Genomic DNA, 13894 nt, shown 5'->3' with positions numbered 1-13894 from the left:
GGCGCCGGTAGATTGGCCGCCGTGCTGGACACCGTGGCTGCTGCTGCCGAGGACCCCGCCCGCGACCAGCCCTGGGCCGACCTCGGGCTCAAGGCCGACGAGTACGAACGGATCCGCGAGATCCTCGGGCGCCGCCCCACCAGCTCGGAGCTGGCGATGTACTCGGTCATGTGGAGCGAGCACTGCTCCTACAAGTCCTCCAAGGTGCACCTCAAGCAGTTCTCCGAGCTGCCGCAGGAGACCCCGCTCGGCAAGACCCTCGCGGGCATCGGCGAGAACGCCGGCGTCATCGACATCGGCCAGGGCTACGCGGTGACCTTCAAGGTCGAGAGCCACAACCACCCGTCGTACGTCGAGCCCTACCAGGGCGCCGCGACCGGCGTCGGCGGCATCGTCCGCGACATCCTCGCGATGGGCGCGCGCCCGGTCGCGGTCATGGACCCGCTGCGCTTCGGCCCGCTCGACGCCGACGACACCCACCGCGTGCTGCCCGGGATCGTGGCCGGCGTCGGTGGCTACGGCAACTGCCTGGGCCTGCCCAACATCGGCGGCGAGGCCGTCTTCGACGAGACCTACCTCGGCAACCCGCTCGTCAACGCGCTGTGCGTCGGCGTGCTGCGCCACGAGGACCTCCACCTGGCCAAGGCCAGCGGCGTCGGCAACAAGGTCGTGCTCTACGGCGCCCGCACCGGCGGCGACGGCATCGGCGGCGTCTCGGTGCTCGCGAGCGAGACCTTCGACGCGGCCGAGGACGGCACCAGCGGCCCCGCCAAGCGGCCGGCCGTGCAGGTCGGCGACCCGTTCATGGAGAAGCTGCTCATCGAGTGCACGCTCGAGATCTTCGCCGCGGGCCTCGTCGCCGGCATCCAGGACCTCGGCGGCGCGGGCCTCTCCTGCGCCACCTCCGAGCTGGCGAGCGCCGGCGACGGCGGCATGCACGTCGACCTCGACCTGGTGCCGCTGCGCGACTCCACGCTCTCGCCCGAGGAGATCCTCATGAGCGAGTCGCAGGAGCGGATGATGGCGGTCGTCGAGCCCGGCGACGTCGAGGCGTTCCTCGCGATCTGCGCGAAGTGGGAGGTCGAGGCCGCGGTCATCGGCGAGGTCACCGCTGTGTCCGACAGCGACACGTCGCGGGGCGGCCGGCTGGTGGTCGACTGGCACGGGCAGACCATCGTCGACGTCCCGCCGCGCTCGGTCGCCCACGAGGGACCGACCTACTCCCGGCCCCTCGCCCGCCCCTCGTGGCAGGACGCGCTCCAGGCCGACCGCGCCGAGGACCTCCTGCGCCCCGCGACCGCCGAGGAGCTGCGCGCCACCCTGCTGCGGATGGTCGCCAGCCCCAACCTCTGCGACAAGTCGTGGATCACCGACCAGTACGACCGCTACGTCCGCGGCAACACCGTCCTGGCCCAGCCCTCCGACAGCGGCATGGTCCGCGTCGACGAGGAGACCAACCTCGGCGTCGCGGTCTCCACCGACTGCAACGGCCGCTTCGCCAAGCTCGACCCGTACGCCGGCGCGCAGCTCGCCCTCGCGGAGTCCTACCGCAACGTGGCGACCGGCGGTGCCGTCCCGCTCGCGATCTCCGACTGCCTCAACTTCGGCTCGCCCGAGGACCCGGCCGTCATGTGGCAGTTCGCCGAGGCCTGCCGCGGCCTCAAGGACGGGTGCGTCGAGCTCGGCATCCCGGTCACCGGCGGCAACGTCAGCCTCTACAACCAGACCGGCGAGACCGCCATCCTGCCGACCCCGGTCGTCGCGGTGCTGGGCGTCATCGACGACGTCACGCAGCGGACCCCGTCGGCCTGGTCGCAGTCCGGCGAGACCGTCTTCCTGCTCGGCGAGACCCGCGAGGAGCTCTCCGGCTCCGAGTGGGCCCACGTCGTCCACGGCCACCTCGGCGGCACCCCGCCGCAGGTCGACCTGGCCGCCGAGAGGGCGCTCGCGCGGCTGCTCCACGAGGGCGTCGGCCTGCTCACCAGCGCGCACGACTGCGCCGACGGCGGGCTCGCCCAGACGCTCGCCGAGGCCGCGATGCGCCACATGGTCGGCGTGACCGTGACCCTCCCGGGCGACGCGTTCGTCGGGCTGTTCGCGGAGTCGGCCGCCCGCGCGGTCGTCACCGTGCCGGCCGGCGACGCCGACCGCCTGCGCGACCTCGCCGCGCGCCACGGCGTACCCCTCACCGAGCTGGGGACCACCGGCGGCGACGCCCTCGTCGTCGACGCCCCCGGCGCCGGCTTCGAGGTCCCGCTGCTCGAGCTGCGGTCGGCGTGGATGGCCACACTGCCGGCGGCTCTTGCCTGAGGACCTCGTCGTCACGGGGACGTGGACCGTCCCCGACGCCGAGCTGTCCGAACGGTTCTCCCGGTCCTCCGGCCCCGGTGGGCAGGGCGTCAACACCGCCGACTCGCGGGTGGAGCTGTCCTACGACGTCGCCGGCTCGCCGTCGGTGCCCGAGCGGGTCCGCGACCGGGTGCTCGACCGGCTCGCCGGGCGGCTCGTCGACGGGGTGCTGACCATCGCCGCCAGCGAGCACCGCACGCAGCTGGCCAACCGCCGGGCCGCTCGGGAACGAATGGCCTCCGTGCTCCGAGACGCCTGCGCCCCACCACCGCCCACGCGGCGGCCGACCCGACCCACCCGCGGCTCCAAGGAGCGGCGGCTCGCGGCGAAGAAGCGTCGCGGGGAGACCAAGCGCGGCCGGCAGGGGCGCTTCGAGTGAGGGCCGGCCGGCGCGGGCTGCTGCTCGGCCTGGGTGCCGGCCTGGGTGCCGGTGGTCTGGGTATCGGGTCGTTGGCCGCCTGCAGCGGTGACGAGCCGTCGACCACCACGAGGAGCCAGAGCGTGACCGGAGCACCGACGCAGCAGCGCATCGAGTACGGCGAGGGGCCGTCCCGGTTCGGCGAGCTGCACCTGCCCGAGGGCGGTGCTGGCGCCGCTCGCGGGGTCGTCGTCGTCATCCACGGCGGCTTCTGGCGAGCGCAGTACGACCTCTCCCTCGGCACCCCGCTCGCCGTCGACCTCGCCGGGCGCGGGTGGGCGGCGTGGAACATCGAGTACCGCCGCGTCGGCTCTGGCCCGGGCGGTGGCGGCGGGGCGCCGGAGACCTTCGACGACGTCGCCGCCGCGATCGACGCCCTGCGCGGGACCGACCTGGACCTCTCGACGGTGGTCGCGGTCGGCCACTCGGCCGGCGGTCACCTCGCGGCCTGGGCGGCGTCCCGCACGCGCGACGAGCGGTGGGCCGGCGGGGTCGCGCTGACCGGCGTGGTCTCGCAGGCCGGTGTGCTCGACCTGCGCCGCGCGATCCGCGAGGAGGTCGGCCAGACCGCGGCGCCCGACCTGCTCGGCATCGAGGCCGACCCGGACGCCGTCGACGCGGCGTACGACCCGCAGCAGCAGCTGCCCCTCGACGTGCCGCTGTGGTGCGTCCACGGCCGTGACGACGACATCGTCCCGATCAACCAGTCCGAGGAGTACGTCGCCGCCGCGACCGCGGCCGGCGCGCGCGCCGAGCTGGTGGCCGTCGAGGGCGACCACTTCGTCGTCATCGACCCCGCCGGTCCGGCCTGGGCGGAGGTCGTCGGCATCCTCGACGGGCTGGGCTGAGCGCCCAGCCCGTCGGGACGTCGTCTCAGCGGGTGGCGGTCACCGTCGCGCCGCGGTGGCCGTGGTCGTGGGCCAGCGGGGTGGTGGCGTTGCGCTTGTCGTGACCGGTCGCCCGGCCGTTGACGGTCTTCGTGCTGAACGCGTAGGTGCCGACCAGGGACGCGATCGCCTTGGTGTTGACCCGCACGGCCTTCATGTTGACGTTGGACAGGTCGTCGCAGGCCTGGTGGTAGCACCCGTCGTACGCCGCGCCCGCCTCGCCGCCGAACAGCTTCGCCTCGGACTTGGTCTTGATGCCCTCGGCGCCGGTGAACAGGCCGCCCGCCGGGATGCCCTCGGCGATGAACGGGCCGTAGTCGCTGCGCCCGTCGAACGCGGTGGGCCGGGTGGCCAGGCCGCGGCTCCTGAAGAACTGCCGGAACGCCTTCTCGATCTGGTCGGAGCCCTTCGGCGCCTCGGCGGCGTCGTCACCGGCCGGGAAGGCGGAGTTGTCGCCGTCGTAGACGAACAGCGCGTAGTTGGGCGAGCCGACCATGTCGAAGTTCAGGTAGAGCGCGATGTCGCGCAGGGCGCGCGGGTTCTCCGCCGCGAGCTCGCCGACGTAGTGCTCGGCGCCCAGCAGACCGGACTCCTCGGCCCCCCACCAGGCGAACCGGACCTGGTTCTTGGGCGCCTTGATCTTCTTCGCCAGCTTCTCGGCGACGTGGAGCAGTGCGGCGCTGCCGGAACCGTTGTCGTTGATGCCGTTGCCCTCGACGACGCTGTCGAGGTGAGCACCGGCCATCACGACGTTGCCCTGGCGACCGCGCTGGGTCTGCGCGGTGACGTTCCAGGTGGTGCGCGTCTCGGACTCGGTGGAGGTGGCGACCCGGACGGTGTCGCCGTCGAGCTCGCTGCCAACCGCGAAGCTCGTCGTGACGGCGGGGACGGTGCCCACGGGCCCGCCCAGGGTGCCGAGGTAGGGGCCGCTGCGGTCCTCGCCGTTGCCCTGGTTCATCAGGATCACGGCCGCGGCGCCAGCGTCCTGGGCGTTGACGACCTTGACCGCGAAGTCGCAGGTGCCGCGGCGGACCAGCGCGATGTTGCCGGCGGTGAAGCCGGCGAAGTCCTCGGCCTCGCAGCCGCTCGTGGAGTTCTCGATGTCGTCCAGCGCGAGGTCGACGCCCTCGACGGTGGCCGTCACGTCACCGGATCCGGAGTACTCCAGGATGTCGAAGTCGGTGCCCTCGACGAACGTCGTCGGGTCCGGCGTCGTGCGCTCCAGCACCGGCGGTGCGGTGACCTGGAAGAAGGCGAAGTCGAACGACTGCACCTGCGGGTGGTAGCCCGCCTTGCGCAGCTGGTCGACCACGTAGTTCTTCGACGCCCGGTAGCCGGGGGTGCCCGACGCGCGGCTGCCGTGCTTGTCGCCGATGCGCTCCAGCGCCACGAGGTGCTTGCGCACACCGGGCCCGTTCACCGAGCTGACCAGCGCCTTCACCTGCTTCGCGGGGGTTGCCTTGGCTGCGGCCTGGGCTGGCGCCTGGGCGGTTGTGGGCGCGGGTGCGGCGGTGGCGGTGGTGCCGGGCAAGGTGGCGGCGACCAGGACGGCCGCGCCGGCGAGACCGGCGAGGGTGCCGGTCACGGGGCGGGGGATGCGGTTCTTGCTCACAGGGGTCTCCCGAGAGACGGGCGCGCCGGCGGCACGCGAGGCGGTCAACCTAGGCCCGCCCCGCTCGCCCCCACAAGGGTCACGCTGCGTGTCCCCGCAGGCTCCCGCTGGTCGAGGAGCGAGCCCAGGCGACCACCGCCGGTCGAGCAGCGAGCCCCGCGACCACCGCTGGTCGAGCAGCGAGCGCCAGCCGGTGGGTTGAGGAGGCGCGTCAGCGCCGTCTCGAAACCGAGCGTTGACGAGACCCGGTGAGGTGCGCAGGGCGCTGGGGCGGTCGTCCCGATGGGGGTGGTTGCCGCCCTGCGCGGGTGCGGGGGTTTCGTCACGCTCACGCGCAGCACGCCTTCGCTGCTCAACCAGCGGAGGCGCGCGCCGTGCCCACGTTGGTCGAGGAGCGAGCCCCGGCGAGCGTCGACGAGACCCGGTGAGGTGCGCAGGGCGCTGGGGCGGTCGTCCCGATGGGGGTGGTTGCCGCCCTCCGCGGGTGCGCGTGGTTCTCGTTCTTGATCGAACGTTCGATCAAGAACGCGGATGGCCTATGTCCGCATGTGGAAGGAGACGCCGCCATCAGGGTGGTGGGTGGTCTCGAAGCGCGGGTCGTGGATGCGGGCGTGGTGCCTGGGGCAGAGCAGGCGCGCGTTCTTCATGTCGGTCCTGCCGCCCCGGAGCCAGCTGTCGTCATGGTGGGCGTGGCAGAGGTGGGCCGGCCAGTCGCACCCGACAGCGGTGCAGGTCTGCTGCGTGATCGCGAGCCCGCGGCGCTGGGCGCCGGAGAAGATGCGGGCGGTGCGGCCGAGGTCGAGGAGCTCTGACTTCCTGCCGAGGACGGCGGGAGGAGACCGGCCTCGCAGGCCATCCGCCGGGCGAGGGAGGCGGAGATCGGTTCGCCGGACTCGAGGGTGGCGCGACCGATGCCACTCGTGAGGTCGGTGTAGTCGATGAGGACGACGATGCTGGCGTTGAGGCCGCAGAGCTGGGGGAGCTTGTCGGCGGGCAGGCGCTCGAGAAGCTCGCAGAACGCGTCACCCATCCGTTCCGGAGACGGCCGGCGCTCGAGCGCTTCCGTCGCCTCATCGCCCCTGGTCGCGGCCTGGTGCTTCGGTGCCGCGAGAGCGAGCAGCATCTTCTTGAGCATCTCGCCGTGCAGGGTCGGGATGGAAAACTTCCCGCGCACCGAGCCCTTGCCGTCCTGCGCCATGGTCAGCCAGGCGCTGGCGCGGGCCTCTCGTTCCTCACGCTCCAGCGCGCGGGCGTCGCGTTCCTCACCGATCTCGGGGGCGACGACAGTGAGGACGTGCTTGGCCAGGATCGCCAGCGCCTTCGGCGTGACGTCGAGCGCCTCGTTCAAGAGATGCTTCTCGGCTCGCTCCGGGATGGTCGGGTCCTCGAGGTCGTCCGGCAGCTTGTCGACGCACTCGGCGATGACCCTGGCGTGGTCGACGCTGATCGCGCCCTCCGCCAGCGCAGCGGACGTAGGGGCGTGGCGGTCCAAGGACCCGGCCAGCCGCATCCGCCGCTTGGCCGCGGGTCGGTCCTGGCGGGTCTCGTGGGACCACCAGGACGCCGTGTCGGTCGCGCCGACCTTGTCGCCCACCGCACGCCGGTCCGCCTCAGCAGCCAGGCGCAGCTCGAGGGCCTCGACGCGTGCACGGAGGCGAGTGGCTTCGAGCAACGCCTCGGACACCTCGGTGTCCGACATCGACCACAGCCGCGCGTCGGCTGTCGCGGAGACCTTCTTGTGGGACTTCGCGACCGCGCGGCACACCGGATGCGCACTGTGTCGGGAGTCCTTGGCCATGGGTCTACTCAAGCAGCGACCACCGACAGTCACGGGGGTGTTTCCCCAGGTCAGACCACCATTTGGACAACAATCTGAGCAATTCTTCGGCGGGTTTCGAGACGGGCCTGGCGGCCCTCCTCAACCAGCCGGTACACCCACCGCGAGCCGGGAAGCAGCCGCGACCCGCGGCGTACATCTCTTCATAGCTGCCTCCACCGCAACCACCCACGACCCGCAGGCCGGAGTCGGCTGCCAGGGGTCTCGTCGACGCTCGCCAGGGCTCGCTGCTCGACCAGCGAAGCACCTGCCGCGAGCCGGGAAGCAGCCGCAAGCCACGGCGTACCTCGTCCTCATAGCTGCCTCCACCGCAACCACCCACGGCCTCAAGGCCGAAGTCGGCTGCCAGAGGTCTCGTCGACGCTCGTCGGGCTCACTGCTCGACCAGGGGGCGGCCTAGCCTGGGCGGGTGCTGCTGCGCTGGAAGCTGGGGGTGGTCGTGGGCGGCGGGAGCGGCGCCGGCCACGAGGTGTGCCTGAGGTTGGCGCGGTCCGGGTGCGGGGTGCTGGTGGTCGACCCGGACCCCGTCGCGGCGGAGGCGACGGCGACGCAGGTCCGGCGCAGCCGGGTGTCGGCCTGGATGCTGCAGGCGGACCCGGCGACCGTGGAGCACGACGAGGAGCTGGTGGCGGGGCGGGCGCGTGACCTCGGCGGCGCGGACCTCCTCGTGACGACCGGGATGAGCGCGCGGTCGTCGCTCGCGATGGGGCGGCTGCTGCTCGACGACCCGGTGGTCCTGCCGGGCCCGCGCGACCTCGACGCGTCGCGCACCGCGGCGGTCGTGCTCGGCCTGCTGCGCGATGCGGCGCCCGACCCCGTCGTGCTGCTGTAGCTACCGACCGCCGACCGACGTCGGCACGCGCGTCTCCGGGCCGGGCCCGGGCTGGCAGTGGGGGCACCACCAGGTGCGCCGGTGGGCGGGGTCGTTCGGCAGCTCGGCCACGACCTGCACCTCGGTGCCGCAGCGCAGGCACGTCCGTCCCGCCCGCCCGGTGACCCAGTGCGACTCGCCCTTGCGGCCGATGCCGGTCGTCACCTGGTAGGCCCCCTCGACCGTCGCGGAGTGCCGCAGTGCCCTCGCCCCGAGCGCGACCAGCCGCTCGACGTCGACGTCACCGATCGGGGTCCAGGGGCTGCGGCCGACGAGGTACGCGAGCTCGTTGGCCCACAGGTTCCCCCACCCCGCCACCTTGCGCTGGTCGAGCAGCGCCGACACGAGCGGGACGTCGGGCTCGGCGCGCAGGCGACGTACGGCCTCCTCGGCGTCCCAGTCCTCCCGCAGCGGGTCCGGTCCGAGGTGGCCGACCAGCTCGTGCTCGCGCGCGGTCTCGACGAGCTCGACCTCGTGCAGCTTGATGCCGTACGCCGTGTGGCCGGCGTCGGTGGCCAGCACGATCCGCACGTCCGGCATGAGCCGGCGGGGCAGCTGCTTGCCGGGTCCGGTGACCGACCAGGAGCCGTCCATCAGCAGGTGGGTGTGCAGGGTGGCCCCTCCGCTGAACCGGGTGAGCAGGTGCTTGCCGTGCGTCGCGTGCTCCAGCACGACCCGCCCCGACAGGTCCCGCGTGGCCAGCCGGGGCAGGCGCAGGTCGCTGCGCACGACGGTCCGCCCCCGCAGCGGCCGGTCCAGCCGCCGCGCGAGCTTGTAGACGCTGTCCCCCTCCGGCACACGCCCTGTGTACCCCGCCCGCCCACCCCCGACGCCCAGCCGGACGCCCTCAGGCGACCGCGGACGCAGCAGGCGCAGCGACGGGAGCGGGGACCTCGGGCGCGACGTACCGCTCCCAGTCCGCCGGGCGCGGCACGGCCCGCACCGACCGGGAGAAGGTCGGCAGGCACGCGACGAGGGCGGTGAGCGCGCCGAGCGCGAGGATCGCCGCGGCGCCGCCCCACGCCTCCAGCAGCAGCCCCGCGAGCAGCGGCGAGAGCGGCATCGCCGACATCGAGACGAACTGCGAGGTCGACTGGACCCGGCCGACGAGCTCGGGCGGGGTGACGGCGATCCGGTAGGACGCGATGCCCGCGTTGCCGGCCGGGTTGACCAGCATGCCGGCGCCGAGGGCGAGGGCGACGACGAGCGGCTCGTTCCACAGCGCCATCGGCACGACGAGCGGCACGAACGACCAGGCGACCACGACGGTCAGGCTCCCGGTCGCGAACCGTTCGACCAGCCACGGCGCGAGCACCGCCCCGGTGATCCCCGCGAGCCCGGCGGCCGCCTCGACCAGGCCGATGTGCACCGCGTCGGTGCCGTCGGCGACCAGCCGGAGGACGGCGACGAAGAACAGCGCGTTGACGGCCAGGTTCGTCAGCGCGCCCCAGACCATCAGCACCCGGAAGAACGGCCGCGACCACACGAACCGTGCGCCCTCGGCCATCTCCGCCAGCGGCCGCCGCCCGGCCCCCGGCCGCCCGCCGTCGGCCCGGTCCGCCCGGCCCGCCCGCGGCGCGGGGGAGAGGTCGGTGCGCAGCCGCCCGAGCAGCACCCACGAGACCGCGAACGTGACCGCGTCCACCGCGAACGGCAGCCACCGGGCCACCCCGAGCAGCAGGCCGCCCAGCGGGGCGCTGACCAGCGCGGCGACGTGCAGGCGCGCCTGGTTCTGGCTGAGCGCGGTCGGCAGCTCCTCCCGGGTGACGACCAGGGGGAGGGCGGCGATCTCGGCCGGCATGAACATCCCGGCCCCGACCCCGGTGAGCAGCGCGACCACGAGCAGGTGCGGGACCGTCAGCGACCCGAGCAGCCCGGCCACGGCGAGCGAGGCGTAGAGCAGCACCCCCGCCCCGCTGGCCGTGCGCATGATCCGGCGCCGGTCCACCCGGTCCGCGAGCACCCCGGCGGGCAGCAGCGCGCCGGCCAGCCCGAGCAGGTGGAGCGCCTCGGCGGCGGCCGCGACCAGCGCCGACCCGGTCAGCAGGTAGGCGAGCAGTGGGAAGACGAACATCGACATCCGGCTGCCGACCTCCGAGACGGTCTGCCCAATCCAGAGCGCGCGGAAGTCGTGGTTGCGGGCGAGCGAGCGGTACGACGGCATGTCCGCAACATAAGGTGCGCAATAACTGTTGCGCAATAGTGCGTGCGGGTTGGTCGTAGGATGAGGGCATGGCGACGTACGACGACCCGCGGATCCTTCGCGCGGTCGCCCACCCGACCCGCAACCGGATCCTGTCCGAGCTCTCCGCCGCCGGCTCGCTCCGCGCGGCCGACATCGCGCGGCTGCTGGACGTCCCGGCCAACCAGGCCAGCTTCCACCTGCGCCAGCTCGCGAAGTACGGCCTCGTCGAGGAGGCGCCCGACGAGGCCCGCGACCGGCGCGACCGGGTCTGGCGGCTCGCCGACGAGGAGGGCATCAGCTTCCGCACCGGCGAGATGCTCGACCGGCCGGGCGGGAGGGCGGCGTACGCCGTCTTCCAGCGCAGCGCCGTCGCCTGGGGCCACCACCTCGTCGACCGCGCGCTCGCCCCCGGAGGTGACCGCGCCAAGAGCGTCTCCGAGCACGCCGTGCGGCTGACGGTCGAGGAGTCCTTCGAGCTGATGCTCGAGATCAACGACGTGGTCGAGCAGTGGCGGCGCCGCACCCAGGGCCCGGGCGCGTCCGGGGTGGCCGACGACGGCCGGCGGACCTACTCGGTCTACCAGCTGATCCAGCCGATGCCTGACGGCCGACCCGCGGACGGGGCCGACGACGACAACAACAACGAGCACGACGACGAGGGAGACGACTGATGCCGGCCCGTCTGCGCATCGCCGAGCCCGAGCAGGTCGCCGAGGCCTTCGCGAGCGGTGACCTGCGCCTGCTGACCAAGCACTTCATGGCCGTGCTGGAGGCGCGGGTGCCGGGCCACTCGGTCGAGGTCCGCGTCCCGCCGTACGCCGCCGTGCAGGTCGTGCCCGGCGTCCGCCACACCCGCGGCACCCCGCCGGCGGTAGTGGAGATGGACGCTGCGACGTGGGTGGCGCTCGCGACCGGCGAGCTGACCTGGCACGAGGCCGAGCAGGCCGGCCGGGTCCGCGCGAGCGGGGAGCGGGCCGACCTCTCGCCGTACCTGCCGCTGCACCGGTCGGTGGGCTGACCTAGCGTGGACGGCATGACGAACCGCCCCACCACCGACGAGCTGCGCGCCAAGGTCACCGACGTCCTGCCCCGGCTCCGCCGAGACCTCGAGGACCTCGTCCGCATCGAGTCCGTGAGCGCCGACCCCGCCCGCGCGGCGGAGGTGCAGCGCAGCGCCGAGGCGGTGGCCGAGCTGTTCCGCGCCGAGGGATTCGCGACCGTCGACATCGTCAGCGCCGACGGCGGCGCGCCGGCCGTGATCGCGCACAAGCCGGGCCCGGAGGGCGCGCCGACGGTGCTGCTCTACGCCCACCACGACGTCCAGCCGGAGAACGACCACGCCGACTGGGACTCCCCGCCGTTCGAGCCGACCGAGCGCGACGGGCGCCTCTACGCCCGCGGCGCGGCCGACGACAAGGCCGGCATCGCCGCGCACCTCGGGGCGCTGCGGGTCTTCGGCGACGACCTGCCGGTGAGCGTCACGATGTTCATCGAGGGTGAGGAGGAGGTCGGCTCCGAGTCGTTGCCGGCGCTGCTGCGCGAGCACCAGGAGCGGCTGCGCTCCGACGTCATCGTCATCGCCGACTCCGGCAACTGGGACATCGGCGAGCCGGCCCTGACCACGAGCCTGCGCGGCCTGGTCCGCGCCGACGTCGAGGTCCGCACGCTCACCCACGCCGTCCACTCCGGCATGTGGGGCGGCCTCGTCCCCGACTCGCTCATCGCGCTCTCCCGGGTCATCGCCAGCCTCCACGACGACGAGGGCAACGTCGCGATCGCGGGGCTGCACAGCGGTCCGGCGGCCGACGTGGAGTACCCCGAGGAGCGGCTGCGCGCCGAGTCCGGTGCCCTGCCCGGCGTCCACTGGATCGGCAGCGGGTCGACCGTCGAGCGGCTGTGGACCAAGCCGGCGCTGTCGATCACCGGCCTGGACGCCCCGAAGGTCGAGGGCGCCAGCAACACGCTCGTCCCGGCCGCCCGCGCCAAGATCAGCCTGCGCATCGCGCCGGGCGACACCAGCGCCAACGCCGTCGAGCGCCTCCGCGAGCACCTCGAGGCGCACGTGCCGTGGGGCGCGGAGCTCACCATGACCGTCGTCGACACCGGCGAGGCCACCCAGATCGACGCGACCGGTCCGGCGTACGACGCCGCGCGCGAGGCGTTCACCGAGGCCTGGGACGGCACCGCGCCGGTCGACATGGGCGTCGGCGGGTCGATTCCGTTCATCGCGGAGTTCCTCGAGGCGTTCCCGCGGGCGAGCGTGCTCGTCACCGGCGTCGAGGACCCCGACACCCGCGCGCACGGCGCCAACGAGGGCCTGCACCTCGCGGAATTCGAGCGGGTCGTGCTCGCCGAGACGTTGCTCCTCGACCGCCTGGGCACCGTGCGGGGGTGAGCCCCGAGACCCGCGCCGTCCTCGCCGAGCACCGGCAGGCGCGGGTCGAGCCGCTCACCGACCGGCTGGTCGCCACGATCGAGGCGACCAACCCCGGCTACCGCACGTGGGGCGTCGTGCCCCCGGCCGACCTGTGGCGCTCCTGCCACGACAACGTCGACCGGGTGCTGGAGCTGCTCGTGGTCGGCGACGACGACGCCCGCGACCCGGCCGACGACCCGGCGTACGACGCCGCGCGGGCCACCGGCCGCCGCCGCTCCGAGCAGGGCCTGCCGCTCGACGACGTGCTGCGCTCGTTCCGGCTCGGCGGTCGGCTGATCTGGGAGGACCTCGTCGACCAGGTCGGCGAGGAGCTGCCCGGCGGCGAGGTGCGCGAGGTCGGCACCCGGCTGTGGGAGGTCGTCGACCAGACCTCGGCGCAGGTGGCCGCGGCGTACCACGCCTCCGAGCGCGCCGCCGTCCGCGCCGACGAGCAGCTGCGCGCCGAGCTGTGGGAGGGCCTGCTCAGCGGCCGCGCCGAGGACCCCCGCTTCGCCCAGGAGGCCGCGCGCATCCTGGACCTGCCCGTCGACGGCGGGCTGGTCGTGGTCACCGCCACCGGCGTCGACCCCGACCGGCTCCAGTCGCTGGTCGCGCCGCTCCGCTCCTCCTGGGTACGCCGCACGGGTGGCGTCGTCGGGCTGGTGCTGGTCGGCGGTGGTCCGACGGGCGGCCCCGGGCGCGTCGTCGCGGCGCTCGGGTCCACGGGCGGCCCGGTCGGCGCGTCGACCGTGGTGACCGGCCTCGCCGCGGTCGGCACCGGCTTCCGGCAGGCGTCGGTGGCGCTCCGCACGCTCGGGACCGGAGGTGCCGGTGGTGCCGGTGGCGATGCCGGAGCAGAGGCCGGTGGCCGGGCGGCCGGCGTCGCCTCGTTCGACGACCGCCTGCCCGAGGCCCTGCTGCTCACCGCCCCCGAGGTCGCGGGCCGGCTGGTCGCGGTGTGGCTCGGCCCGCTCCTCGCGCTGCCGGCCGCCGAGTCCGACGCGCTGCTCGGCACGCTCGAGGCCTGGGTCGCCGCCGGCGGCTCGGCCACCACCACCGCCGCCCGCGTGCACTGCCACCGCAACACCGTGCTCAACCGGCTCCGCCGCGTCAGCACCCTCCTCGGCCGCGACCTCGTCGACGCCGTGCCCCCGGTCGAGCTCGCCCTCGCGCTCCGCGCCCACCGCGCCGGCCTGCCCGACTGACCGCCCGACTGACCGCCCGGTGGACCCCGGCGGACCCCAGGAGAACCCCGGGAGCGCACGACCCTGCCTGTGCATCCTGCACAGACCCATCCGTCCGATCGTGGGCGACGAAGG

Annotated in this window: 12 protein-coding genes; 8 read left to right on the top strand and 4 right to left on the bottom strand. The window is 74.1% G+C overall.

Annotation, left to right across the window (positions count from 1 at the left end):
• The first annotated feature begins 21 nt into the window (after positions 1-21).
• From purL to QWY29_RS05230, 3 genes are all read left to right on the top strand, one after another.
• Complete coding sequence (purL, locus tag QWY29_RS05240; protein ID WP_300959639.1) at positions 22-2310, top strand: phosphoribosylformylglycinamidine synthase subunit PurL; 2289 nt, start codon at positions 22-24, stop codon at positions 2308-2310.
• Positions 2303-2728, top strand: a complete 426-nt coding sequence (gene arfB / locus QWY29_RS05235; RefSeq protein WP_300959638.1) for an alternative ribosome rescue aminoacyl-tRNA hydrolase ArfB — start codon at positions 2303-2305, stop codon at positions 2726-2728. The genes purL and arfB overlap by 8 nt, the downstream gene beginning before the upstream one ends.
• Before the next feature lie 122 nt (positions 2729-2850).
• Complete coding sequence (locus tag QWY29_RS05230) at positions 2851-3615, top strand: alpha/beta hydrolase family protein (protein ID WP_300959637.1); 765 nt, start codon at positions 2851-2853, stop codon at positions 3613-3615.
• A 25-nt stretch (positions 3616-3640) separates the two neighbouring features.
• On the opposite strand, the gene QWY29_RS05225 is transcribed toward QWY29_RS05230, so the two are convergent.
• Positions 3641-5266 (bottom strand): M20/M25/M40 family metallo-hydrolase, encoded by a 1626-nt coding sequence (locus tag QWY29_RS05225; protein WP_300959636.1) that lies wholly within the window; start codon positions 5264-5266, stop codon positions 3641-3643.
• Positions 5267-5909: 643 nt separating this feature from the next.
• A complete protein-coding gene (locus QWY29_RS05220) occupies positions 5910-7064 on the bottom strand; it encodes a DUF222 domain-containing protein (protein ID WP_300959635.1) in 1155 nt (384 codons plus the stop codon).
• Between the two features lie 448 nt (positions 7065-7512).
• Between QWY29_RS05220 and QWY29_RS05215 the strand changes: the two genes are divergently transcribed.
• On the top strand, positions 7513-7935 hold the full coding sequence (locus tag QWY29_RS05215; RefSeq protein ID WP_300959634.1) for an SDR family NAD(P)-dependent oxidoreductase: 423 nt from the start codon (positions 7513-7515) through the stop codon (positions 7933-7935).
• Here the strand turns inward: QWY29_RS05215 and QWY29_RS05210 are convergent, their stop codons facing one another.
• Positions 7936-8772: a DNA-formamidopyrimidine glycosylase family protein gene (locus QWY29_RS05210; RefSeq protein WP_300959633.1), complete on the bottom strand. Its 837-nt coding sequence runs from the start codon at positions 8770-8772 to the stop codon at positions 7936-7938. It lies immediately after the preceding gene.
• A 49-nt stretch (positions 8773-8821) separates the two neighbouring features.
• Positions 8822-10138: an MFS transporter gene (locus QWY29_RS05205; RefSeq protein WP_300959632.1), complete on the bottom strand. Its 1317-nt coding sequence runs from the start codon at positions 10136-10138 to the stop codon at positions 8822-8824.
• A 68-nt stretch (positions 10139-10206) separates the two neighbouring features.
• Here QWY29_RS05205 and QWY29_RS05200 point away from each other — a divergent pair, with 68 nt between their 5' ends.
• The 4 genes from QWY29_RS05200 to QWY29_RS05185 are packed head-to-tail and all read left to right on the top strand — an operon-like array spanning position 10207 to position 13780.
• On the top strand, positions 10207-10830 hold the full coding sequence (locus QWY29_RS05200; RefSeq protein ID WP_300959631.1) for a winged helix-turn-helix domain-containing protein: 624 nt from the start codon (positions 10207-10209) through the stop codon (positions 10828-10830).
• Positions 10830-11177: a sterol carrier family protein gene (locus QWY29_RS05195; protein ID WP_300959630.1), complete on the top strand. Its 348-nt coding sequence runs from the start codon at positions 10830-10832 to the stop codon at positions 11175-11177. The genes QWY29_RS05200 and QWY29_RS05195 overlap by 1 nt, the downstream gene beginning before the upstream one ends.
• Positions 11178-11192: 15 nt before the next feature.
• Entirely contained in the window at positions 11193-12554 is a 1362-nt protein-coding gene (locus QWY29_RS05190) for a dipeptidase (RefSeq protein ID WP_300959629.1), read from the top strand.
• Entirely contained in the window at positions 12551-13780 is a 1230-nt protein-coding gene (locus tag QWY29_RS05185) for a PucR family transcriptional regulator (RefSeq protein ID WP_300959628.1), read from the top strand. The genes QWY29_RS05190 and QWY29_RS05185 overlap by 4 nt, the downstream gene beginning before the upstream one ends.
• The last annotated feature ends 114 nt before the right edge of the window (positions 13781-13894 follow it).

It is taken from the genome of Nocardioides abyssi (assembly GCF_030412915.1).
GTDB classification, from domain to species: Bacteria; Actinomycetota; Actinomycetes; order Propionibacteriales; family Nocardioidaceae; genus Nocardioides; species Nocardioides abyssi.
The sequence above is the reverse complement of the archived record's forward strand: the minus strand, read 5'-3'. Positions and strand labels throughout refer to the sequence as shown.